19 protein-coding genes are annotated in these 24,251 nt (G+C 70.2%); 12 read left to right on the forward strand and 7 right to left on the reverse strand.

Going from position 1 to position 24,251, the window contains the following annotated elements:
* The 3 genes from VIP82_RS17565 to VIP82_RS17575 all read left to right on the forward strand — a co-directional run.
* A partial coding sequence (locus VIP82_RS17565; RefSeq protein ID WP_331910955.1) for a glycosyl hydrolase family 95 catalytic domain-containing protein occupies window positions 1–1,725 on the forward strand: 1,725 nt, incomplete at its 5' end.
* Complete coding sequence (locus VIP82_RS17570; protein ID WP_331910957.1) at window positions 1,719–2,708, forward strand: LacI family DNA-binding transcriptional regulator; 990 nt, start codon at window positions 1,719–1,721, stop codon at window positions 2,706–2,708. The genes VIP82_RS17565 and VIP82_RS17570, both read left to right, overlap by 7 nt.
* Window positions 2,709–2,763: 55 nt before the next feature.
* The gene (locus tag VIP82_RS17575; RefSeq protein ID WP_331910959.1) at window positions 2,764–3,369 is read left to right on the forward strand and encodes a YesL family protein; all 606 of its coding nucleotides are present in this window, start codon (window positions 2,764–2,766) and stop codon (window positions 3,367–3,369) included.
* 214 nt (window positions 3,370–3,583) lie between these two features.
* On the opposite strand, the gene VIP82_RS17580 is transcribed toward VIP82_RS17575, so the two are convergent.
* Genes VIP82_RS17580 through VIP82_RS17590 form a run of 3 tightly spaced genes read right to left on the reverse strand, consistent with a single transcriptional unit; the run spans window position 3,584 to window position 7,336 of the window.
* A complete protein-coding gene (locus VIP82_RS17580; protein WP_331910961.1) occupies window positions 3,584–5,335 on the reverse strand; it encodes a type 2 periplasmic-binding domain-containing protein in 1,752 nt (583 codons plus the stop codon).
* Between the two features lie 32 nt (window positions 5,336–5,367).
* Window positions 5,368–6,324 (reverse strand): carbohydrate ABC transporter permease, encoded by a 957-nt coding sequence (locus tag VIP82_RS17585; protein WP_331910963.1) that lies wholly within the window; start codon window positions 6,322–6,324, stop codon window positions 5,368–5,370.
* Between the two features lie 10 nt (window positions 6,325–6,334).
* A complete protein-coding gene (locus tag VIP82_RS17590; protein ID WP_331910965.1) occupies window positions 6,335–7,336 on the reverse strand; it encodes an ABC transporter permease in 1,002 nt (333 codons plus the stop codon).
* Between the two features lie 333 nt (window positions 7,337–7,669).
* Here VIP82_RS17590 and VIP82_RS17595 point away from each other — a divergent pair, with 333 nt between their 5' ends.
* From VIP82_RS17595 to VIP82_RS17635, 9 genes are all read left to right on the forward strand, one after another.
* Window positions 7,670–8,677, forward strand: a complete 1,008-nt coding sequence (locus tag VIP82_RS17595) for a LacI family DNA-binding transcriptional regulator (RefSeq protein WP_331910967.1) — start codon at window positions 7,670–7,672, stop codon at window positions 8,675–8,677.
* 38 nt (window positions 8,678–8,715) lie between these two features.
* A complete protein-coding gene (locus tag VIP82_RS17600; RefSeq protein WP_331910969.1) occupies window positions 8,716–10,503 on the forward strand; it encodes an ABC transporter ATP-binding protein in 1,788 nt (595 codons plus the stop codon).
* 128 nt (window positions 10,504–10,631) lie between these two features.
* Window positions 10,632–11,726: a Gfo/Idh/MocA family protein gene (locus VIP82_RS17605; RefSeq protein ID WP_331910971.1), complete on the forward strand. Its 1,095-nt coding sequence runs from the start codon at window positions 10,632–10,634 to the stop codon at window positions 11,724–11,726.
* Window positions 11,727–12,143: 417 nt separating this feature from the next.
* The gene (locus VIP82_RS17610; protein WP_331910973.1) at window positions 12,144–13,445 is read left to right on the forward strand and encodes an ABC transporter substrate-binding protein; all 1,302 of its coding nucleotides are present in this window, start codon (window positions 12,144–12,146) and stop codon (window positions 13,443–13,445) included.
* A 73-nt stretch (window positions 13,446–13,518) separates the two neighbouring features.
* Window positions 13,519–14,514, forward strand: a complete 996-nt coding sequence (locus tag VIP82_RS17615; protein ID WP_414684699.1) for a carbohydrate ABC transporter permease — start codon at window positions 13,519–13,521, stop codon at window positions 14,512–14,514.
* On the forward strand, window positions 14,511–15,434 hold the full coding sequence (locus VIP82_RS17620; RefSeq protein WP_331910977.1) for a carbohydrate ABC transporter permease: 924 nt from the start codon (window positions 14,511–14,513) through the stop codon (window positions 15,432–15,434). Before VIP82_RS17615 ends, VIP82_RS17620 begins: the two co-directional genes overlap by 4 nt.
* Before the next feature lie 22 nt (window positions 15,435–15,456).
* Window positions 15,457–16,104, forward strand: a complete 648-nt coding sequence (locus VIP82_RS17625; protein WP_331910979.1) for a DUF624 domain-containing protein — start codon at window positions 15,457–15,459, stop codon at window positions 16,102–16,104.
* A 47-nt stretch (window positions 16,105–16,151) separates the two neighbouring features.
* Window positions 16,152–18,236 (forward strand): beta-galactosidase, encoded by a 2,085-nt coding sequence (locus VIP82_RS17630; protein ID WP_331910981.1) that lies wholly within the window; start codon window positions 16,152–16,154, stop codon window positions 18,234–18,236.
* A gap of 30 nt (window positions 18,237–18,266) precedes the next feature.
* Window positions 18,267–19,550 carry an ABC transporter substrate-binding protein gene (locus tag VIP82_RS17635; protein WP_331910983.1) on the forward strand — a complete coding sequence of 428 codons (1,284 nt, stop codon included), beginning with the start codon at window positions 18,267–18,269 and terminating at the stop codon, window positions 19,548–19,550.
* Between the two features lie 82 nt (window positions 19,551–19,632).
* On the opposite strand, the gene iolG is transcribed toward VIP82_RS17635, so the two are convergent.
* From iolG to VIP82_RS17655, 4 genes are read right to left on the reverse strand one after another with little or no spacing between them, the layout of a single operon-like run.
* Window positions 19,633–20,643, reverse strand: coding sequence for an inositol 2-dehydrogenase (gene iolG / locus VIP82_RS17640; RefSeq protein WP_331910985.1), 1,011 nt, complete (start codon window positions 20,641–20,643; stop codon window positions 19,633–19,635).
* Window positions 20,644–20,698: 55 nt separating this feature from the next.
* Window positions 20,699–21,616, reverse strand: a complete 918-nt coding sequence (locus VIP82_RS17645) for a sugar phosphate isomerase/epimerase family protein (protein WP_331910987.1) — start codon at window positions 21,614–21,616, stop codon at window positions 20,699–20,701.
* Window positions 21,617–21,656: 40 nt separating this feature from the next.
* Complete coding sequence (locus tag VIP82_RS17650; protein ID WP_331910989.1) at window positions 21,657–22,553, reverse strand: Cgl0159 family (beta/alpha)8-fold protein; 897 nt, start codon at window positions 22,551–22,553, stop codon at window positions 21,657–21,659.
* Window positions 22,550–24,250, reverse strand: coding sequence for a hypothetical protein (locus VIP82_RS17655; protein ID WP_331910991.1), 1,701 nt, complete (start codon window positions 24,248–24,250; stop codon window positions 22,550–22,552). The genes VIP82_RS17650 and VIP82_RS17655 overlap by 4 nt, the downstream gene beginning before the upstream one ends.
* Between the last annotated feature and the right edge of the window lies 1 nt (window position 24,251).

Here is a 24,251-nt window from a genome sequence, read left to right on the forward strand (position 1 = left end):
GTCGCGACGGCCACCGCCCCGTCGCTCCCCGGTGAGCCCGCCGACGACCGCGATGCGCTGCAGCGCGCACACGACCTGCTCCGCGGCATCCCGGCATCCGCCGACGTCGCGGCCACCGCGAGCGCGCTCCTCGGGGCGCACAGCACGGCGCACGGCGCCCTCTACGAGCGGTGCGCGCTCGAGCTTCCCGCGCCCCATGACGCCGATGCCGGCTCGGTCGATACCGTCGAGCGGGTGCGGCGCGCCCAGGACCGCGACGACCCCGCCCTCTCGGCGCTGGCGTTCCACTACGGCCGGTACCTGCTCATCGCGTCGTCGCAGCCCGGCGGGCTGCCGATCACGCTGCAGGGTCTCTGGAACGCCGAGCTCCCCGGGCCGTGGTCCAGCGCGTACACCCTCAACATCAACACGCAGATGGCGTACTGGCCGGCCGAGACCACCGGCCTGGCCGAGTGCCACGAACCGCTGCTGCGGTTCACGCGGCGGCTGTCCGAGACCACCGGGCCGGTCGTCGCACGAGAGCTGTACGGTACGGACGGCTGGGTCGCCCACCACAACTCGGATGCCTGGGCCTACGCGGCACCGGTGGGCGCCGGCCACGGCGACCCGGCGTGGGCGAACTGGTCGCTCGGGGGCGTGTGGCTCGCACTGCACCTGTGGGAGCACTACGCGTTCGGAGGCGACCGCGCGTTCCTCCGGGACGAGGCCTGGCCGGTGCTCGCCTCGGCCGGGGCCTTCGCCCTGTCGTGGATCCAGGACGACGGCGAGCGCGCGTGGACGAGTCCGTCGACCTCCCCGGAGAACCACTACCTCGACGCCGACGGCCGCGAGCGCGGCGTCGCCGTCACCGCGACGATGGACGTCGCGCTGCTGCGCGAACTGGCCGCCGTCTGCCGCGCCGGCGCCGCCGTGCTGGGCGTCGACGAGCCCTGGGTGGCGGAGCTCACTGCCCGCACCGGGCGGCTGCCCGACCCTCGCGCCTCGGCGCGGGGCGACCTGCTCGAGTGGGATCGCGAACGCCCCGAGGCCGAGCCTGACCACCGGCATCTGTCCCACCTTCTCGGACTGTTCCCGCTCGCGCAGATCACGCCCGAGGCGACGCCGGAGCTCGCGCGCGCGGCATCCGAGTCCATCCGGCTGCGCGGCCCCGAGTCGACGGGGTGGGCACTTGCGTGGCGCGCCGGCATGCAGGCGCGCCTGGGCGACGGTGACGCCGTGCACGCGCAGCTGCGCCTCGCGCTGCGCCCGGCTGACTCGGCCGCCGCCCGCGAAGGGCAAGACCCGGAGAGCACTGCTGCGCACCGCGGCGGGCTCTATCCGAATCTGTTCAGCGCGCACCCGCCGTACCAGATCGACGGCAACCTCGGCGTGACCGCGGCGATCGCGGAGGCCCTCGTGCAGTCCTTCGACGACCAGGTCGAGCAGGCCGAGCCGCTGCCACGATCGGAGGCGGAGTCGATCGACCCCGCGCGCGTGCGGCTGCGGCTGCTGCCCGCGCTCCCGCCCCAGTGGCCGGACGGCGCCGTGCGCGGCATCCGTTCCCGTGGCGACGTGTCGGTCGATGTCGAATGGGCGGGCGGACGCCTCGTGCGGGCGCGGCTTCGGGCCGGCGCGCGACCGACGACAATGATGGTGCACGGGCCGGACGGTCCGCTCGGCACGTACGAGCTCGCCCCCGGGACCACGCGGGTGATCGATGCAGGAGAACGGGGAACCTCATGGTGACGATCGCGGACGTCGCACAGGCGGCGGGCGTGTCGATCTCGACGGTCTCGTACGTCATGAGCGGCAAGCGGGCCATCTCGCAGGAGACGCGCGACCGCGTCGAGAAGGCCATCGACAACCTCGGGTTCAGCCCGCATGCGGGCGCCCGCTCACTGGCGTCGCGCTCGACCAACGTCATCGGACTCCAGGCGCCGCTGCGCACCGGCGTCGACGTGCACGTCGTGATGCAGATCGTCACCGGAGTCGTCACACAGGCGCGCAAGCACGGCTACGACATCCTGCTGCTCGCCAGCGACGACGCCAAGGCGCTGCAGCGAGCGGCCAAGGGATCGATGGTCGACGCCCTGCTGGTGATGGATGTCGAATCCGACGACCCGCGCATCGACACGCTGTCGAGCCTCGGGCATCCGAGCGTGCTGATCGGCCTCCCTGAGGGGCGGCGCGCGATCCCGTGCGTCGACTTCGACTTCGAGGCCGCCGGCTGGCTCGCGGTGGATCGCCTCGTGGCGCTGGGCCACCGGCGGCTCGCCCTCATCGGCTCGCCCCCCGAGGTCATGTCGCGCCACACCTCCTACGCCGACCGCCTGGCGCGGGGCTTCCTCGCGGCGTGCGAGGCCAACGGCGTGACCGGCACCGTGCACGCGTGCCCGAGCAGCGCCGAGTCGGTCGCCACCGTCGAGGCGGTGATGGCCGAGAACCCCGACATCACGGGCTTCTTCGTGCACAACGAGGGCGCGCTGCCGCACGTTGCCACGACGATCGCCCAGCGCGGTCACGCGCGAGGCGACGATCTCGCCGTCGTCGCGCTCTGCCCCGACGACGTCGCCCGTTCGGTGTCGGGACTCGCCGACAGCATCGCGGTGCCGGCCGAGGCGATCGGCGCGGCCGCGACCGACATGATCTGCGAGATCCTCGCGAACGGCGCGAAGCCGGCCGTGCGGCTGCTGCCGCCGGCCCTGACCGGAGTGCCCGCGGCGACATGACGGTGACCCGCGCGCATGCCTCCCCACCCGACGCCGGGCAGCGGGTGACCCGCTGATGCGGATCGACCCCGACAGCCGCACCATCGGCGGCTTCTCGACGTTCCTGACCTTCGTCGGGCTCAACCTCCTGTACATCGTGCTGTGCCTGCCGGTCGTGACGATCGGCGCCGCCACCAGCGCGCTGTACGAGGTGACCCTGCGCTACTCCGACGACGAGAGCGGGCGGCCCCTCAAGGACTACTTCCCCGCGTTCCGCGCGAACTTCGGCCGCGCGACCGTCCTCATGCTCTGCCTGCTGCTCCCGGCGGCGGTGCTCGGCTTCTCGAGCGTCTTCTGGTTCGCGCACCCCGCGCTGCTGGCCGGCGCTGCGGGCATCGCCGCGGTCATCGGCGCGGTGTACCTCTTCGCGGCGTTCCTGTACGCGATGGCGCAGGTGGCGTACTTCCGCAACACGGTGCGCCAGACGCTTAAGAACGCCCTGCTGCTGCCCGCCGCGGAGCCCGTCCGCACGCTGGGCGTCCTGGTGATCCCCGTGACCGCCGTCGCCCTCATGATCCTGTTCCCGCCGGCAGCGATCCTGGTCGGCACGATCGGCTTCTCAGTCGGCGCATACGCGACCGCCTTCCTCTTCCGCAGCGTCTTCACCCGCCACGACGCCTGACGCCGTCCGGGGCCCGCCGCAAGCGTGCGGGCGCGCTGCCGGCTCCGAGGCACGGCCTCGCCGTCAGCGTCACCGCCGTTGACTTGTCACAGATGCACGCCGCGCGCGGCGTGTCGCGTGCATGTGAGGCACGTCAACGGGGGGATCGCGGGGGCCGGGGCACGACGAAAGGGCCCGGGATGCAGCATCCCGGGCCCTTCGCGTCATGCGGGTGTCAGTTGGCGAACTCCTCCGCCACGGCGACCCGCGCGTCGTTCTGCGACTTCGCGTTGTCCATGTCGAACTCGAGCACCTGCTCGTAGCCGAGGCCGTTCGCGGTCTCGATGAGCTCGTCGCGGAGCGACTCGAACTGCGACTCGCTCTCGGCGAAGACCATCTGCCACGAGTACTGCTTGATGATCTCCTTGACCTGGTTGCGCAGCGTCTCGATCTCGGAGTCGTCGGCAGGAGCCGCGTAGCTCGCACCCGGGGCGACGAGCACCTGGTCGTTGGCCTGCAGGTACTCCATGGTCGAGGTCGCGTCGCCCATCTTCGCCGACCAGTCCTCGGTCAGCGGGTTGGCGATCGCGGCCTGGTAGGTCGGCCAGAACGTGTAGCTGTACGGCAGGCCAGTCTCGGCGTCGGTGTCGATCGGGAGGACCGCGCTCAGGTTCAGCGCAGAGACGCCGTCGGCGTACTCTCCGCCGCCCCACTCCTCGGGAACCGTCGCGCCACCCTGCAGGAACACCTGGTTGCCGAAGTCGGTGAGCTCCGGCTCACCGGCGTCGTTGACCTCCCACGTGAGGCCCTGGGGTCCCGCCGAGGCTCCGGTCTGGCTGCTGTTGGCGTATGCGCCCTCGGCGGAGTACAGCCAGTCGACGAACGCGGCGATGCGCTCCGGGTCGTCGGCCTTCGAGCCGATCGCGAAGACCTGCTTGCCGCCGTACGCCTCGGCGCCGTACGAGAAGATGTTCTGGTCCTGCAGGGGCGCCATCTCGAAGCCCTTGCCGGCGGCCATGTTCTCTTCGGTGTTGTACGCCGACTGCCCGAGCCAGGGCCACCACGAGAACAGCACCTGGCCGTTCTGGAACTTCGAGAACAGCGTGTCGTAGTTCTGCGTGGTCGACTCCGGGTCGACCAGGCCCAGCTGGTTGGCGTCGAAGTAGAGCTTCAGGTTGCGGATGTACTCGCCGTCGGGGTCGAGGATGCTCTGGTAGTCCGAGCCGTCGGCCTTGGCCAGCACGAACCCAATCTCGTCGTAGCCGTAGAAGCACGCCGGCTGCTTGGCCGTGACCATCATGTTGCCGTCCCAGTCCTTGAACAGCGAGAAGGCGTAGGTGGGCTGGCCGTTGTCGGCGGTGGGGTGGGCCGCCTGCATGTCGGCGAGCACCGGGAGCAGGTCCTCGAGGGTGCCGATCTCGGGGTAGCCGAGCTCCTTGTAGTAGTCCCACCGCACGTAGGGGCCGAAGGTCGGGTTCAGGCCCTCGGAGGGCTCGGTGGGCTTGAGGGAGGAGACCGCGGACGGGAAGCCGTAGATGCCGTCCTTGCCGTCGTTGAGCTTCTCGACGGCCGCATCGAACTCGGCGGCGTTGTCCATCGCCGGGTAGTAGTTCGACGAGTCCTGCACCAGGCCGCCCTCGATGAGCTCGTCGAGCTTCTCGCCCTTGTCGGTGATGATGAGGTCGCCCAGGTCGCCGGCGGCTACGCGCGTGTTGTACAGGGTGTCGCCGCCGCCCGCGACGTTCGGGGCGATGATGTTCAACTTCATGTTGAACTTGTCCTTGACGATCTTCGCGAACCAGCCCTGCTGGACGCCCATGTAGTTCGCGAGACCGTCGAACACGTCGATCGTGATCTCCTTGTCCCACTTCTCGGGGAACTGGTCGATCGCACCTTGATCGTTGCCGCCGCCCGCGCTGCAGGAGGCCAGCGATCCCGCGGCGAGCAGCGCCACGAGCGCCAGGGACACCTTCTTTCGAAGCTTCATTGCTTTCCTTTCTTGGTGGTGCGTGGCCGCCGTCAACCCTTGACGGCGCCCAGCATGATGCCCTTCACGAAGAAGCGCTGGAACAGGGGATAGATGAAGATGATGGGCAGCACGACCAGCACCGAGACGGTCATGCGTATCGAGGTCGGCGTCTGCTGGGTCGCCACCCCGGCTATCTGGCCGAGATTGCCGCCGGCGTTCTGCGCGGCCTGCGCGAGGCTCGACGCCTGGTTGATGAACATGTAGAGCAGGTACTGCAGCGTGTACAGGCTCTGATCGGTGATGTAGATCAGGGTGTCCTGGAAGCTGTTCCACTGCGTGACCGCGCTGAAGATCGCGATCGTCGCGAGGATCGGCGTCATGTTCGGCAGGTAGACCCGGAAGAAGACCTGCAGGATGTTGGCGCCGTCGACCTCGGCCGCCTCCTGCAGCTCGCGCGGCATCGACTCGACGTAGGTCTTCGCGAGGATCACGTTGAACGGCTGCACCACGAACGGCAGCACGTAGACCCAGAAGTTGTTGGTGAGGCCCAGCGTCTTCATGATGATGAAGACCGGGATCAGGCCCGCGCTGAAGTACATCGTGATGATGAGGAAGCGGTACCAGAACTTGCGTCCCCACATGCGGGTCTGCGTGAACATGAACCCGAGGAACGCGGAGGCGAGCACCGTCAGCACGGTGCCGATCACGGTGCGGCCCACGCTCACGACGGTCGCCATCGGCAGGCCCGGGAGCTGGAACACCTGCGTGTAGTTCGAGAGGTGGAACCCGACCGGCCACAGGCGCACATCCCCGAGGGCGGAGACGTCGTTGGCGCTGACCGAGTTGATGATCAGGTAGTAGAAGGGGTACGCGCAGATGATCGCGAACAGCAGGAACAGCGCGTAGTTCGCGATGCGGAACAGCACATCGCCGACCGTCGCCCGGTAGCGGGCGGAGGTGTCGCCGCGCTTCGCGGTGGTGAGCGTCTTCGTCATCGTGGTGGTCATGACCCGGCCCTCAGACGATCGATTCGCCGCGGACGCGCTTGGAGACCGCGTTGACGGTGAGCAGGAGGGCGACCGAGATGAGGCTCTTCAGCATGCCGATCGCGGTGGCCAGCGACAGGCTGTTGCCCGTCATGCCGATGTTGTAGACGTACAGGTCGAGCACCTGGATCCACTCCTTGTTGAACGCGTTCTGGAACACGTAGTACTGCTCCATGCCGTTGTTGAGGATGTTGGCGATCGACAGCAGCAGCAGTACGAGGTAGGTCGGCATCAGCTGCGGGATGGTGATGTAGCGCATCAGCTGGAAGCGCCCGGCGCCGTCGATGCGGGCCGACTCGTAGAGCGACTGATCGATGCCCGCGATCGAGGCGAGGTAGATGATCGCGCCCCAGCCGAGTCCCTTCCAGATGCTCCAGAGCGTCATGGTGATCCAGACGTTCTGGTCGCTGTCGAGGAACTTGATCGGCGCCGTGATGAGCCCCGCATCGTTGAGCACGTCGTTGACCAGGCCCGAGCTCGAGAAGAGCGAGAAGGCGATCATGTACACGAGCACCCACGAGATGAAGTTCGGGAGCGCAGTGAGGGTCTGCACCGAGTTGCGGAACCACGGCGCCTTCACCTCGTTGAGGAGGATCGCGAAGAACAGCGGCAGCACGGATGTCGCGATGCCCAGGAAGCTGATCGCCAGGGTGTTCATCAGCACCTGGCCGATCTGGGCCATCTGCGTGGGCGAGCTCACGAGCATCTGGAACCACTGCAGCCCGACGAACTCGCTGCCCTCGAGGCCGAGGGCCGGCTTGTAGTCGTAGAGCGAGTAGATCCAGCCGTACAGCGGAAGGTACGAGAACAGGAAGGCGAGGATCAGGAACGGGACGATGCAGAGGAACAGCGTGAACGAGCTGCGGCTGCCCGCGGGTCGCAGCCGGCGACCACGGCGTCGCTTCGCCCCCTGATCGAGGTTGTGGACCGCGGCCTCCTGGAAGACCGTCTGCGCTTGAGCCTGCGTGGTCATCGGACCGTGCCCGGGTGCGCGGCATCCGCCGAGACTGCCGCCGGGTGAGCATGACGCCGTTCCATGTCACTCCTTCGTGTACGTGGCTGCCGCTCCGTCGAGAGGCGGGTTTCGGGTTGCAGTGTCGAACCGCTTCGATTTCGAACCGCTTCGATTGAAGAGTAGGCGTGAGGACAGGATTCGTCAAATGTCTTCCCGTAACGCCGAGGTAACGATCGGGAGCGGTCCCCGCGCGGCGTCCACGCGATGGAAAACGCCTACCATGGTCGGACCGGACGCGCGGGGGCGTCCGTTCCCGGCCAGGCGCCGGGAGAACAGGACGGAACGAGCGACATGAAGCGAGTCGGCATCCGTGATGTCGCCGAGCGCGCCGGCGTGTCGATCAGCACCGTCTCGAACGCGCTCAACCGCCCGCACATGGTCAGCGACCGGCTCGTCGACCGGGTGCGCTCGGCCGCCGACCAGCTCGGCTACGTGCCGCTGCAGGCGGCGCAGCAGCTTCGCGCGGGCCGGTCGGGTCTCCTCGGCATGACCGTCATCAACATCGCGAACCCGTTCTTCGCCGACATGGTCGCCGGTGCCGAGGACGCGGCGTCCGCCGCGGGACTTCGCGTGCTCGTCGGCAACTCCGGCGACGACGTCGCCAAGGAGCGCGACCACCTCGAACTCTTCGAGCGCGTGCAGGTCGAAGGCGCCCTCGTCAGCCCGTTCGGTCCCCTCGAGCCCTGGCTGCAGCGACTGCGCGGCCGCGGCATCCCCGTCGTCCTGGTGGACGCGGTCGACGACACCGGCGAACTGCCGTCGGTGTCGTTCGACGACGTCGCGGGCGGTCGCCTCGCGGCCGAGCACCTGCTCGCGACCGGCCGTCGTCGCCTGGCCTTCGTCGGCGCGCGCGAAGAGGTGCGGCAGGTGCGCGAGCGTCTGCAGGGCGCACGCATGGCCGTCGCCGCCCACGCCGGCGCGTCGCTCGAGCCCATCTGGACGTCGCGCACGACCTCGGATCTCGGCCGCGCCTTCGGCGAGCAGCTCGCCGCCCGCTCCCCCGCCGACCGGCCCGAGGGGATCGTGACGTCGAACGACCACCTCGCCATCGGACTCGTCCACGGCCTCATCTCGCAGGGCGTGCGGGTGCCCGAAGATGTCGCGGTCGTCGGGTACGACGACATCGAGTTCGCGGCGATCGCCGCCGTGCCGCTCACCTCGGTGCGCCAGCCCGCCCGCGAGATGGGCCGCACCGCCGCCGAGATCCTGCTCGCCCGGATCGCCGGCACCGCCGGTGCCGACCTCGGCAACGTGGTCTATCAGCCGAAGCTCGTCGTCCGCGCCTCGACCGCCGGATAAGTCCACTCTCAGCCGCCCGCCGTCAGTACCATGTCATCATGACGCAGAAAGCGTTTACCGGCGCTGTGCGCATCATCACCATCGCCCAGAATCCCCGACCCGGCCGTTCGGTGCTGGCGCTGCTCGCGCGCCGCCCGGCACGCATGACCGCCGCCATCCTCGCGTTCGCCTGCAAGGAGATCCCGTTGTGGTTCCTGCCGGTCGTGACGGCTGAGATCATCGATCTCGTCGCGACCGGCGGCGACGTGTCGACCGTGCTGGTGTGGTTCGCGATCGCAGCGGTGCTGCTCATCCAGAACTATCCGATGCACATCGTGTACACGCGCAACTTCATGACGGTCGTGCGCGACACCGGCGCCGGCCTGCGCAACGCCCTCGCCGCGCGCCTGCAGAGCCTGTCGATCGGCTATCACACACGGGTGAGCTCGTCGATCGTGCAGACGAAGGTGGTGCGCGACGTCGAGAACGTCGAGCTGATGCTGCAGCAGGTGACGCACCCGCTCCTGTCGTCGACGATGGTGCTGATCGGTGCCATCGTGATGACCGCGATCGCGGTGCCGCAGTTCCTCCCCGTGTACGCCCTCGCCGTGCCGATCGCCCTCGTCCTGCGCGCCACCCTCAGCCGCCGCTCGCGCGCGCGCAACGAGGTGTTCCGCCGCGAGGTCGAGGGGTTCGCCGCGCGCGTCGGCGAGATGGCCTCGCTCATCCCGGTGACCCGCGCGCACGGCCTCGAGCGCACCGCCGTCTCACGCGTCCAGGCCGGCGCCGACGGCGTTCGCCGCGCGGGGCTCGACCTCGACATGCTCAACGGCCACGTCGCCTCGATCTCGTGGGTCACGATGCAGCTGCTCGGACTCGGATGCCTCGTGCTCGCCGCGATCTTCGCGCTGACCGGCATCCTCCCGATCACGCCCGGCGAGGTCGTGCTGCTGTCGACCTACTTCACGCTGCTGACGCAGGGGCTGACGTCGCTGCTGATGCTCATCCCGGTCGGAGCCCGCGGCCTCGAGTCGATGCGCTCGATCTCGGAGGTCCTCCAGGAGCCCGACCTCGAGCAGAACGAGGGCAAGCGCGCGGTCGCACAGGTCGGCGGCCACCTGCAGCTGCAGCACGTCTCGCACCGCTACGACGGGGCGGAACGGGATGCGGTGCACGACGTCTCGCTCGACATCCCGCCCGGCGAGACCGTCGCCTTCGTGGGCTCGTCGGGATCGGGCAAATCGACGATGCTCAACCTCGTGCTGGGATTCGTGCGCCCGACCTCCGGGCGCATCCTGCTCGACGGCGTCGACATGCAGAGCCTCGACCTGCGAACCGTGCGCCAGGCCGTCTCGGTCGTCCCGCAGGAGTCGGTGCTGTTCGAGGGGACCATCCGCGACAACATCGCGTACGGCCTCGACGACGTGTCGGAGGAGCGACTGCACCAGGCGCTGCGCGATGCGAATGCGGCCGAGTTCGTGGACGGGCTGCCCGACGGCTGGAACACCGTCGTCGGCGAGCGAGGCGCCCGCCTGTCGGGCGGGCAGCGACAGCGTCTCGCGATCGCGCGGGCGCTCGTCCGCGACCCGCGGATCCTCCTCCTCGACGAGGCCACGTCGGCCCTGGACCCCGAGTCGGAGGAGCTCGTCAAAGACGCCCTCAACCGCCTCATGCGCGGCCGCACGACCCTGGTCGTCGCCCACCGCCTGTCGACGATCCGCCAGGCCGATCGCATCGTCGTGCTCGAGCACGGCGAGGTCGTCGAGGTCGGCGGGCACGACGCGCTGCTCGCCGCCGGTGGCCGCTACGCCCACCTCCACGCCACGCAGGCGGGCCGCCCGCGCTGAGCGCGGCTGGCGCGCTGTCCGCTGATGGCGGCCCCGCGGGATAGCGCTTTCCGTCCTCACCGCCTACCCTGGAAGAGCGGATGTCGCGGGCTGCGGCATCCGCTCTCGATCCACCCGAAGGAGCCACCGTGACCGAGAATCTGCGCTGCGCCATCGTCGGCACCGGAGCGATCGCCCACTCGCACGCGAGGGCGATCGCCGCGTACCCGCAGGCCGAGCTGGTCGCCGTCACCGACCTCAGCCGTGCGTCGGCCGAGGCGTTCGCCGCCTCCTACGGCGCCCCCGTCGTCTACGACGACCTCGAGACGCTCCTCCTGACCGAGCGCCCCGATGTCGTGCACGTCTGCACTCCCCCGGGCGCGCACGCCGCCCAGACCATCGCCGCCTTCGCGGCCGGCGCGCACGTGGTCGTCGAGAAGCCCCCGGCACCGTCACTCGACGAGCTCCAGGAGATGACGGATGCCGCAGCCGCCGCGGATCGCCGTCTCGCGGTCGTCTTCCAGCAGCGCACCGGAACGGCGCCCGCTCATGTGAAGCGGCTGCTCGACTCCGGCGCGCTCGGGCGCCCGCTCGTCGCCCAGTGCCAGACCCTCTGGTACCGCGACGCGGCCTACTTCGCCGTGCCGTGGCGCGGGAAGTGGGAGACGGAGGGCGGCGGCACGACCCTCGGCCACGCCATCCATCAGCTCGATCTGCTGGCGTTCCTGCTCGGCGACTGGACCCGCGTCGAGGGCCGCCTGTGGCGCCTCGACCGCGAGACCCAGACCGAGGACGTCTCGACGGCGACTGTCGTGTTCGCGGGCGGCGTCGTCGCACAGGTCGTCTCGAGCACGCTCTCGCCGCGCGAGGTGAGCGCGATCCGCATCGACACCGAGAAGGCCACGATCACGGTCGACCACCTGTACGGTCACGGCCACGACAACTGGCGCATCACGCCCGCCGCTCACATCGACGCCGAAGAGGCCGCGACCTGGGCCATCACCGGCCCCGAGGAACGCAGCGACCACGTGTACCTGCTGCGCGACGTGTTCGACGCCCTGCGATCGGGGGCCCCGCTGCCGCCGACGGCCGACGCCCCGGCCCGGTCGATCGAGCTCGTCGCGGCGATCTACGCCTCGGCCGACGCGGACGGCGCGGTGGTGACCCCGGCCGATCTCGCCGCGCATCCGACGCACCGCAAGAGCTTCGCCAGCGCAGTGATCGACCTCCGCCCCGCCCACTGAGTCCGGGGCCCGCCGAGTCCCACGGGCCGCCGCCTCGCGAGCCGCTGAGTCGCACGTGCCGCTCGCCGCGGGGGCGGTGCGGGATCGGCCCGGCTCCCGTCGGCATCCCACAGGTCAACCGGAGATCGGATGCCGGAGCAGAGCGCCGCGGGACACGGCGCGAGGCCGGCCACGGCAGCCGAGGGTGATCCGCGGCCACACCTCGCGGCCGCCGCGACCGCGCGCGCACGCTCGTTACTGAATCGTTCCAAAGTTTCTCGGGAACGCCTTGCGAAACGTTTTTAGAACAGGTACCGTAGCGGGCAAGCGCTTTCCAGCACCGCAAGTTCCGCACCCCGGATGCGCCCACACCGCACTCACAGACGACGAATGTCTCACGCGGAGAAGCGAACGCAGACGTTCACAAGGAGGACAAGGATGTTCAGCAAGAAGCGGGCACTCGCCGTAGCCGCGATCGCGGCCGGCGCCGCCCTGGTGCTCGCCGGCTGTGCCGGCGGCAGCGACGAGACCCCCGACGCGGCCCCCACGTTCGATCCGAACGAGGAGGTCAGCCTCGACCTCGCGTTCTGGGGCAACGACGTGCGCGCCGACCTCTACAACCAGGCGATCGACGCGTTCAACGAGGAATACCCCAACATCACGGTCAACGCCACGTTCCTGACCTTCCCCGAGTTCTGGGAGAAGCGGCAGACCGAGGCGGCCGGTGGCAACCTCCCCGATGTGATGCAGTTCGACTACTCGTACCTGCGTCAGTACTCCGAGAACAACCTGCTGCTGGACCTCGACCCGTACCTCGGCAACATCATCGAGACCGACCCGCTGCCCGAGAACATCCTCGACATCGGCGTCGTCAACGACACGACCTACGGCATCACCACCTCCACCAACGCGTGGGGCCTCTTCACAAACCCGGTCCTCCTCGAGAAGGCCGGCGTCGCAGAGTTCGAAGGCGGCAGCTGGGACGACTACGCCGAGTGGATGGGCGAGGTCACCGACGGCGCGGGCGGCGAGTTCTGGGGTGGCGCCGACTTCACCGGCCGCATCCAGAACTTCGAGCTGCAGCTGCGCTCCGAGGGCGAGAACCTCTTCAACGAGGACGGCACGCCCGGCTTCGACGAGGAGCGCCTGACCGAGTTCTGGGAGTCCGGCCAGGACGTCCGCGACGGCATCGGCATCCCGCAGCAGCGCGTCGAGGAGGTCGCCCCGAAGGGTGCCTTCGACAGCGCGCTGACGGCGAGCGAGCTCACGTGGGACAACTTCGGCGCCGGCTACCTCGCCGGCCTCGGCGAGGGCTACACCGAGCTCGGCCTGATCGCTCCCCCGGTGACCGAGGAAGGCGCGAAGGACCTCTACCTGAAGCCCTCGATGCTCCACACGATCTCGGCCAGCACCGAGCACCCCGAGGCGGCGGCGACGCTCGTCAACTTCCTCGTGAACTCCCCCGAGTCGGGCGAGATCTTCGGCACGAACCGCGGCCTGCCGGCCTCGGAGACCGCCCTCGAGGCCGCCGAGCTCGACCCGCTGAGCCAGCAGGTCAAGGACTACGAGGCGTCGATCGCCGACCGCCTGGGCGACGCCCCGCCGGTGCCGATCGTCGGCTACGGCACCCTGGAGGAGAAGTTCCGCCAGCTCGGCACCGAGCTCGCCTTCGGCACGGTCACGGTGGATGACGCGGTCTCGCAGTTCTTCGCCGAGATGGACGTCGTCCTCAACCAGTGACAGCTTTCCGGGCCCGGGCGCACGATGCGCCCGGGCCCGGAACACCACTCCCAAACCCGTATCGGAGAGTCTCGTGAGCACCACAGCGACCAGAGTCATCGTGACCGGTGAGAAGTCATCGCGTCGTTCCTTGTTCCGCCGGTCCCGGCCGGAGCGGGTGGATCGTCCGGGCATGCGCCAGCGTGCCGTGAAGGAGACGGCCGCCGGTTACGGGTTCCTGGTGCCGTGGCTGGTCGGGTTCTTCGGCCTCACGCTGATCCCGATGGCGTACTCGCTGTACCTGTCGTTCACCAGCTACAACATCTTCAGCCCGCCGAAGTGGATCGGCTTCGACAACTACATCCGGATGTTCACGTCGGACCCGGCGTTCATCCAGTCCGCGCAGATCACGCTGATCTACGTGGTGGTCGGCACTCCGATCACCCTCGCCGCGGCGCTCGCGGTGGCGATGCTGCTGAACTACCGCGACCGTGGCGCCGGGTTCTTCCGCTCCGCGTTCTACGCCCCCTCGCTGATCGGCGGGTCGGTGTCGGTCGCGATCGTGTGGCGGGCGATGTTCGCCAGCGACGGCCCGGTCGACAACGGCCTGTCCTCGATCGGCATCGACCTGGGCGGCTGGATCGGCAACCCCGCGCTGGTGCTGCCCGCGATGATCCTCCTCGCGATCTGGCAGTTCGGCGCCACCATGGTCATCTTCCTCGCCGGTCTGAAGCAGATCCCCAAGGAGCTGTACGAGGCGGCCGAGATGGACGGCGCCGGCGCCTGGCACCGCTTCCGCGCCGTCACCCTGCCGATGCTCAGCCCGGTGATCTTCTTCAACCTGCTGCTCGGCCTGATCGGCGCGTTCCAGGTGTTCGCCTCGGCGTACATCATCTCCAACGGCACCGGCGGCCCCGCCGGCATGACGAACTTCATCACCCTGTACCTCTACAAGCGCGGCTTCAGCGACGGCCAGATGGGCTACGCGGCCGCCATCGCGTGGGTGCTGCTGATCGTCGTCGCCGTCATCGCCTTCATCCTCTTCCGCACCCAGCGAAGCTGGGTCCACTACGCCGGAGACAACCGATGAGCACCACAAGTTTCGGCGAACCCGCCATCGCCACCCTCGAGAACCAGGCCGACGCCACCCCCCGCGCCCCGCGCCGCAAGGTCAAGCGCAAGACCTGGCAGACCGTGATCTGGTTCATCGTGCTCATCGCGGTCACCGCGGTCGTGCTCTACCCGCTGGTGTGGCTGCTGTTCGCCACGTTCAAGCCCAACAGCGAGTTCGGCTCGAACATGGGCCTCATCCCGAACGCACCCACCATCGACAACTACACGAAGGTGTTCGAAGGCATCGCCGGGGTGCCGATGTGGCGCTTCTTCCTGAACTCGTTCATCATCGCCGCCGGCTCCGTGATCGGCGTGCTGCTGTCCTCGTCGCTGGCCGCGTACGCGTTCGCCCGCATCCAGTTCAAGGGCCTCAGCGTGCTGTTCGCCGCGATGATCGGCACGCTGCTGCTGCCGTTCCACGTCGTGATCATCCCGCAGTACATCATCTTCAACCGGCTCGACATGATCGACACCTTCTGGCCGCTGCTGCTGCCGAAGTTCCTCGCCACCGAGGCGTTCTTCGTCTTCCTGCTCGTCCAGTTCATCCGCCAGATGCCCCGCGACATGGACGAGGCGGCCCGTATCGACGGCGCCGGCCACCTGCGCATCTTCTGGTCGATCATCCTGCCGCTGATCAAGCCCGCCCTGATCACGTGCTCGATCTTCGCGTTCATCTGGGCCTGGAACGACTTCCTCGGACCCCTGCTGTACCTCACCAGCCCCGAGAACTACCCGCTCCCGATCGCGCTGCGCCTCTACAACGACCAGACCTCGGTCAGCGACTACGGCGCCACGGTCACCGCGTCGTTCATCGCGCTCATCCCCGTGCTCCTGTTCTTCCTGTTGTTCCAGCGCTTCCTCGTGGACGGCGTCGCCACCCAGGGCCTCAAGGGCTGACGGGTCCAGGAAGAGACCGCACATGAACCGCCGAGAACTCCGCGCCGCGCGCCGGGCCGATGCCTCCGGCAGCGGCCCCACGCTCGAGGAGCGCGAGGCCGCCCGCTTCCCGGGCGCCAAGGGCGCCTTCGCGCTCTTCGGGGAGGTGCTGCTCACCGGCCTGCTGGTGACCGCCGCCGGGATCCTCCTCGTCACGCTGCCCGCGGCACTGGCCGCCGGCATCCGTCACCTGCGCCGGTATGTGAACGCCGAGCAGTCGCACGTGCGGACGTTCTGGCAGGACTGGCGTGCCGCGCTCCCCGGCGGTCTGGTCGTCGGCATCGCGGCCGTCGCGCTGACGCTCCTGCTGCTGCTCGACATCGACCTCGCGAACTCGGGCGCACTGCCCGGCGGGGCCCTCATCTCGATCGTCGGGTGGCTGGGACTGGTCGCCGGCGCCGTCGCCCTGCTGGTGGCCGCGGGCGCCTGGACGCCCGAGCGCGGCTGGCGGGGCGCGGTCCGCGGCATCCCGTCCGCTCTCGCGGCCGATCCCGTCGCCGCGTTGTACCTCGCGGCGGCAGCAGTGCTCGTCGGCGTGATGACGTGGATGCTCGCCCCGCTCATCGTCGCCGGACTCGGCTGCGCCGCCTTCGCGGTCGTCGCGGTCCCCGCGCGCCGCGGCCGCCGCTGACCCGGCATCCGAACTCCCTGCAAGACCCCAGACAGGAGCTGCTCGACGTGCTGTACGGCGCCGATTACAACCCCGACCAGTGGCCCGAAGAGGTGTGGGACGACGACGTGCGCCTCATGCAGGAGGCCGGCGTCAACATCGTCAGCCTCGGCATCTTCGCGTGGTCGCGCATCCAGCCCGCCGAGGACGTGTGGGACTTCGCGTGGCTCGACACCGTCATCGAGAAGCTGCACGCGGGCGGCATCGCGGTGAACCTCGCGACCGCCACCGCCTCTCCCCCGCCGTGGGTGAGCGCCACCTACCCCGAGACGCTTCCCGCCGACGAGTCCGGCGCCTCGTACTGGCCCGGAAGCCGCCAGCACTTCGCGCCGTCGTCGCCGACGTACCGGCGCCTCGCCGGCGAGCTCGTGCGGCGCCTCGGCGAGCGCTACGCCCACCACCCCGCCGTCGTGATGTGGCACGTGGGCAACGAGTTCGGCTGCCACCTCTGGATGGACTTCTCGGATGCCGCGCGCGACGCGTACCGCGTGTGGCTGCGGGGCCGATACGACACGATCGACGCGCTCAACGCAGCATGGGGAACGAGCTTCTGGTCGCAGCGCTACGGCGCCTTCGACGAGATCTTCCCGCCGCGTCTGGCCCCGTACAGCCACAACCCGTCGTCGATGCTCGACTGGCGGCGCTTCACCAGCGACATGCTGCTCGAGTGCTACCTCATGGAGCGCGAGATCCTGCACGACGCCGGCGCCACGCAGCCGATCACCACGAACTTCATGGGTCCGTTCAAGCCGGCGGACTACCGCAAATGGGCGCCGTTCATGGACGTCATCGCCGACGATTGCTACCCCGACCCGGCGAACCGGCACCGCGTGCGGGACGCGGCCTTCCAGCGCGACCTCATCCGATCCCTCAAGCCCGGCGTCCCGTGGCTGCTCTGGGAGCAGGCGACAGATGCCGTGAACTGGCGTCCCGCCAACCCGGGCAAGCGCCCCGGCGCCCTGATGGCCGAGACCGCGCAGTCCGTCGCGCGCGGGGCCGACGGCATCATGTTCTTCCAGTGGCGCCAGTCCCGCGCGGGCAGCGAGAAGTTCCACTCGGCGATGCTGCCCCACGCCGGCACCGAGACCCGCACCTGGGACGCGGTGACCGAGCTGGGCGCACGCCTGGCCGCGCTGCCGGAGCTTCCGGCGCCCGGCCGTGACGCCCAGGTCGCGCTGGTCTTCGACTGGGAGAACTGGTGGGCGGTCGAGGAGCGCGACCACCCGACCGAGGTCGACTACCTCGCGCTCGTCCTCGAGTGGTACGGCGCGTTCCACGCGCGCAACATCCAGGTAGACATCGTCGGCCCCGAAGAGGTCGATGAGACCCATCGCCTGGTGGTCGCCCCCGCCCTGTACCTGCTCCGCGATGAGGGCGCAGCCGCGCTCGCGCGCTTCGTCGACGACGGCGGCACGCTCCTCACCGGTCCCTTCACCGACATCGTCGACGCGCACGACCAGTTCCGCGACGGCGGATTCCTGACGCAGCTGGGCCCCGTGCTCGGCCTGCGGTTCGAGGACTTCGGCGCGCTCGCGGGACCCTCGGCGAGCGCCGGCGGCGTGGGTGCCCTCAGCACCGACGCCGTCCGCGCCGCGCGCACGGCCGCCGCGGCGGGCACCGTGACGTTCCGCCTCGACGGCGCCGAGCAGCGCGGCCGGCTGGTCGCCGAGACCGTGCACGCGGCCGGAGCCGACGTCGTCGCCGAGTTCGAATCGGGCCTGCAGGCGGGATCGCCCGCCCTCACGCGCCACCGCTACGGGTCCGGCGAGGCCTGGTACGTCGCAACACTCCCCGTAGCCGACGCGCTCGGCGCGGTCGTGGCGACGGTGGTCGCGGCATCCGGTGTCCGTCCCGTCGTCGAGGGACTGCCCGCAGGCGTCGAGGCAGCACGCCGCGGCGACCTCGTCACCCTCATCAACCACGGCGACGCGCGGGTCGAGATCGCGATCGACGGAACGGATGCCGAGACCGGCATCGCCGTCGACCGCGTGGTGCTCGACGCGCAGGGCGTGGCTTTCGTCACCGCACCGGTGGCCGCCGCCCCGGACCGCGCCCCCGCATCCGCCGCGCGCGATGCCCTGAGCCTTTCCTGACCCCATCCCGATCAAGACTGGAGCACCCTGATGCCCGCACCTCGCACCCTGTTCGCGGCGGCCGCCCTGACCGCAGGGGCCGCCCTCGTCCTCGCCGGCTGCGCCGGCGGCGAGCCCGACGACGCAGCCGCGTTCGACCCGGACGAGAAGGTCACCCTCGACTTCGCGTTCTGGGGCAACGACGACCGCGCGACCCGTTACAACGACCTGATCGCGGCGTTCAACGAGGAGTACCCGAACATCACGATCAACACCTCGTTCACCGACTTCCCGAGCTTCTGGGAGAAGCGGCAGACCGAGGCCGCGGGCGGCGGACTGCCCGACGTGTTCCAGTTCTCCGACAGCTACCTGCGCCAGTACGCCGAGTCGGGCAACCTGCTCGACCTCGGCGAGGTGTCGGACTACATCGACACGACCACGTTCGACGAGTCGCTGCTGGGCACGGGCGCGCTCGACGACGTGCAGTACTCGCTTCCCACCGGCTACAGCCTGTGGGCGAACTTCGTGAACGACGACCTCGTCGCGCAGGCGGGCGTCGACGCACCCGAGGGCGGCACGAGCTTCGCCGACTTCGACGACTGGATGGCCGACGTCACCGATGCCACGGGCGGCGCGGTCTACGGCGGCACCGACTACACGCAGCGCATCCAGGTGTTCGAGCTCGTGCTCCGCGCGAACGGCGGCAACCTGTACACCGACGACGGTGAGCTCGGCTTCACCGAGGACGAGCTGCGCGACTTCTGGGAGTCGGGTGCCGACATCCGCGACGGCGTCACCGTGCCCCAGCAGAAGCTCGAGGAGCTCTCGCCCAAGTCGGGCTTCGGCGCCGGCATCACCGCCAGCGAGATGAGCTGGAGCAATTTCCTCGGCGGGTACCTCGCCGATTCGGGCGCCTCGTCGATCTCGATCGTCGCTCCGCCCACCGCGGAGGAGGGCTCGAAGGACCTCTACCGTCAGGCCGGCCTGCAGGTCGCGATCGCGAAGAACACCGAGCACCCCGAGGCCGCGGCGCTCTTCCTCGACTTCGTGGTGAACAGCCCCGAGGCCGGCGAGATCTTCGGCACCACGCTCGGCTTCCCCGCCTCGTCGTCGAAGCTCGAGGGCACGACCCTCGAGGGCGCCGACAAGCAGGTCGCCGACTACATCGAATCCGCCGCCGACCGCATCGGCGACGCCCCGCCCGTGCCGGTCGTCGGCTACGGCTCGCTCGAGCAGACCTTCTGGGACCTCGGCAAGTCGATCGGCCTCGGCGCCCTCTCGGTCGACGACGCGGTGACGCAGTTCTTCTCCGAGGCGGACGCCATCCTCGGCTGAGCCCTCGAACGCAGGAAGACGGATGCCGCGGCCTCGTGCCGCGGCATCCGTCTTCGCGTCTGCGAGTCGATGCCCGCGCAGATCAGTCGGTGTGCACGGCCACCGAGACGCGCTCGGTCGCGGACCTCTGCGCCGCGTCGGCGAGGACCAGCGCGGCGCGCCCGTCCTCGAAGGTCGGGCTCGTCGAGGCGCCGCCGCGGACGAGGGCGACGAAGGCCTCGAGCTCCGCGGCGTACGCGTCGGCGTAGCGCTGCAGGAAGAAGTCCTCGAACGGCGCTCGCGCTTCCACCCGCTCGGCCGTCGAGAGGCTGACCAGGCTCGTCGAGCGGTTCGCCACCTGGAGCGAGCCCTTCGCGCCGAAGGCCTCGAGCCGCTGGTCGTACCCGACCGCGCTGTGGCGCGAGTTGATGATGGTGACGATCGCGCCCGAGGCCGCGCGCAGCGTCACGACGGCCGTGTCGAAGTCGCCGTGCTCGCGCGCGCCGTCGTCGAAGGTGGTCGTTCCGACCGCCGTCACCTCGACGATGTCGGGCAGGAAGAAGCGGGCCATGTCGAAGTCGTGGATCGTCATGTCGCGGAAGATGCCGCCCGAGACCCCGATGTAGGCGGCCGGCGGCGCGGCGGGATCGCGGCTGATGATCGTGAGCTGCTCGAGAGCGCCGATCTCGCCCGCCGCGACCCGCGCCTGCACCTCGGCGAATGCGGGGTCGAAGCGGCGGTTGAATCCCAGCGCGACGGGCACGCCGGCGGCCGCGACCTTCGGACGCAGCGCGTCGACGCGGGCGATGTCGAGGTCGATCGGCTTCTCGCAGAGCACCGGGACGCCGCGATCGACCGCCCGAGCGATCAGGTCGACGTGGGTCGGGGTGGGCGAGGCGATGAGCACCGCATCCACGTCGGCGGCTGCCAACAGCTCGTCGGCGGCATCCGAAACCCGACCGCCGAAGCGCGCCGCCACGGCATGCGCGCCGTCGACCATCGGGTCGGCGACCCAGGTGAGCACGGTGTCGGGACTCGCGGCGATGTTCGCGGCGTGCACCTGGCCGATGCGACCGGTGCCGATCAGGCCGAAGCGGAGGGGGGCGTCGGTCACGGTGGTGTCCTTGTCGGTGAGGGGATCGGTTCTTGCGGGCGGCGGGCGTCAGACGTCAGGCCCAGGGCTGCAGCGCCGCGCGGTTGACGCGCTGGTCGTCCCCGCGCGCGGCGCGGAACGCGTCGATGTCGACGTCCGGGGTGTTCAGCACATCCTGCTCGACGACGACCCAGCCGTCGAAACCGCGTGCCGCCATGGCATCCATCACCCGCGCGAGGTCGAGATCGCCGTGGCCGAAGGCGACGAAGGCGCCCGACGACCATACCTCTGCCATTCCCCCGCCCGCGGCGAGGACGCGTCGCAGCTCGGCGCGATCGACGTCCTTGAGGTGCAGGTGGTTGATGCGCTCGCCCCAGCGCGCCACGGCGTCGGCGGGATCCCCGTCGGCGATGAGCAGGTGACCGGTGTCGAGGGTGAGATCGACGTCGACGTGGGCGAGGAAGCGGTCGATCTCGTCAGGCGACTCGACGAAGGTGCCGGCGTGGTGGTGGAACGTGGGCTCGAACCCGGCGGCGCGCACGATCGCGGCCGCGCGCTCGGTGTTGGCGAAGAGGCGCTCCCACGCGCGGGCGTCGAGTGCGTCCACCTCGGCACCGCGGCCGGGATGCGCACGGCGGGCGAGCGAGCCGTCGTCGGCAAGCGTGGGCAGCGGCAGCCGGCGAGGCCCCGCCTCGGCGGCATCCGAGAACACGCGCAGAGCGTCGTGCAGCGACGGCAGTGAGGCCTCGAACGCCTCGTCGTCCGACAGCGGCAGTTGCACCCATCCGCCGGCCAGCTCGAGCCCGAAGTGGGCGAGCCGGGATCGCAGCTCGGCCTCGCGGCCGAGGAAGCCGACCGGGCCGAGGTCGACGCCGCCGTATCCGGCATCGGCGAGCGCAGCCAGCATGTCGTCGGCCGCCACGGTGGCCGCGCCCTCGGGCGTCATCTCGAAGACGCCGAAGCTCACGGGCGCACCGGCCACCTCGGCGTTCATCGGGTCTCCTCGGCGCGGGACATGAGCTTCTCCATCTGGTCTAGAGGTCGGGGTGGACGAGGCGGGCGGCGGCGTCGACGGCGCCCGCGACATCTCCGTCGGGCGGATACAGCAGCGCGCGGCCCGCCGTCAGCCCGCGGACTCCGGGCAGGGCGAGCGCATCCGCCCACGAGGAGAAGGTATCGTCCGGGTCTCCGCCGGAGTCGCCGCCGAGAAGCAGCGTCGGCAGGGTCGTCGCCTGCATCACGCGTTCCATGTCGGGAACGACCGGGAGCTTCATCCAGGTGTACGCGCTGCTGGCGCCGAGCCCGGCGGCGATGGCCACGGAGAGGACCACGGCATCGGGCGTGAGGTCGTTCACGATGCGTCCGCCGGCCCATCGGCTGATGAACGGCTCGATCATGATGGGCATGCGCGCCTCGGCCGCGGCCGTCACCGCACGCGCGGTCGATTCCAGCGTGGACGCGGTCGCCGTGTCGGCGAGGTTCACGCGCAGCAGCACCTTCGCGAAGTCGACGCCCGAGCGCACCATCGAGGGAACGTCGTAGCCGGTGAAGCGATCGTCCATCTCGAAGCTCGCACCGCGCAGGCCGCCGCGGTTCATCGAGCCCACGACCACCTTGTCGTCGAGCAGTCCCAGCAGCGCGAGGTCGTCGATGATGTCGGGCGTGCCCAGCACACCGTCGACACCGGGACGCCCGAGGGCGATCGCGAGCCGCTCCAGCAGCAGGTACCGGCTCGCCATCGCGTCGTCGCGGCCCCCGACCGACAGGGCACCGCGCGCGGGGTGGTCGGCGGCCACGATGAAGAGCCTGCCGTCGCCGCGCACGATGTCGCGGCGCCGGCGGGACGACAGGGCCTCCTCGACGGCGTGCGGGCGTTCGGCCCGGAGCGTCCGCAGCGTATGGAAGCCGACGGCGTCGACGACGGCGCTCATCGGCCGCCGCCTTCGGCCCGCAGGGTGAGCTCGAGCCGGCCCGGCGAGCGTCCGGTCAGGTAGACCCGCTGCCCGTCGGCGGCATCCGTCGCGCCGAGGAACGCGTAGTCCTCGCCCGGGTGATAGCGTCCCGGTCCCTGCGCGGCGTACCCGTCCCCGGCGTCGAAGGCGATGACGCTGTCGCCCATGCGGTAGCGTCCGACGCCCTCGGTCAGCAGGGCGGCGCCGTCGTCCTGCATCGTCACGCCCTCGAGCCGACCGCCGTCCCGGAACGCCAGCTCCAACGCCCACGGGCTGTCGGGGCCGTCGATCGCGAGCGAGACGACGGCACCGTCACCCGTAGGGCGGATCTCGACCGTGGTGCGCAGGCGCACCTCGTCCCGCGCGCGATCGGCGAACGCCATCGAGCCGAAGAACCGGCCGTCGTCGGTCAGCGCGTACTCGCCGGAGGGCGAACGTCGCGCGGCGTCGAGCGGCTGGTAGTAGTGCGCGGCCACCGTCTCGGTCAGCTCGTGACGGGCGGCGCCGTCGGGCCCGGGCTCGGAGACCATCCGGTCGGCGCGGAAGGGACCGAGGCCGAAGAAGTCCCGCGAGAGGCGCACCGAGTCGAGCACCGCGACGCCCGCGAACATGCGGAGGAAGGTGGGGTTGGCCGACAGGCCGGAGCGGACGCGGCGGAACCGCGGGTAGTCGCTTCCGCCGAACACCACGAGGCGTCGTCGCGGCGACGCATCGACCACCACGCCGGACTGCTTCCAGCGCTCCCGCGGAGCCGGGGGTGCGGCATCCGGCAGCTCCTCGCCGATCTGCGGCGTGATGAGGACGTCCGCGAGCACGGCACCCGGGTGCACCACGCCGGCGCGCAACGCGCGGGTCGCGGCCCAGGCGAAGTCTCCCCGTCCCAGCTCGACCGCGTACCGCCGGTATGCCGTGAGGTAGGGCGCCACCGAGAATCGGCGCAGCTGATCCTGGCGTCGCGAGTGCACGGTCTCGACGGTGTCGTCGGGATGGATCAGCCCGAGCGTGCTCTCGAGATTGCGGGTGACGGCGGCCCGGGCCCCGTCATGGTGCAGGACGTCGGCGATGACGCTCAGCGACGGGTTCGAGACATACGCCGCGTAGTTCGCGCTGCGCTCCGAGTAGACCCCGTCGGGCGTGATGTCGATGCCTTCGGCGAGCCACTCGGCGGCACGGTCGCGCAGTTGCGGCGACGCGCGCCGGCGATGCAGGCGCGCCAGGGCGGCGGAGATCTCCCAGCGGTGGTTGGGCGTGTGCACGCCGCCTACGACGAGCGCGGGCTCCACGGCATCCGCGATCTCCCCGAGTTCCGTGGCCAGCTCGGCGAGGGCGTCGCGCGCCTCGGCGGGAGCAGCATCGATGATGTGCAGCGTGTCGCACAGGTCGTTGACCGTGAACGACGAGTCGGGCGGCGAGTCGACGTTGTCGCCGCCGATGAACAGCCCGCCGGCGCCCTGCCGGGCGCGGAGCTCACGCACGCTCTCGCGCGCGGCCTCGATGAGCGCCGGATCGCCGGCGTGCGCCGACCGTGGCCACACGTACGCCGCGACGAACAGCTTCGCCCGATCCATGAGCCGGCGGTGCCCGTCGTCGGGACCGATCGCGGTGACCAGCGAGGCCTCGACCTCGTCGGCCACCGCCTCGCTCAGTACCGCATGGAAATGGGAGTCCTCCGCCATC

Source organism: Microbacterium sp. (assembly GCF_036566905.1).
Lineage (GTDB): Bacteria > Actinomycetota > Actinomycetes > Actinomycetales > Microbacteriaceae > Microbacterium.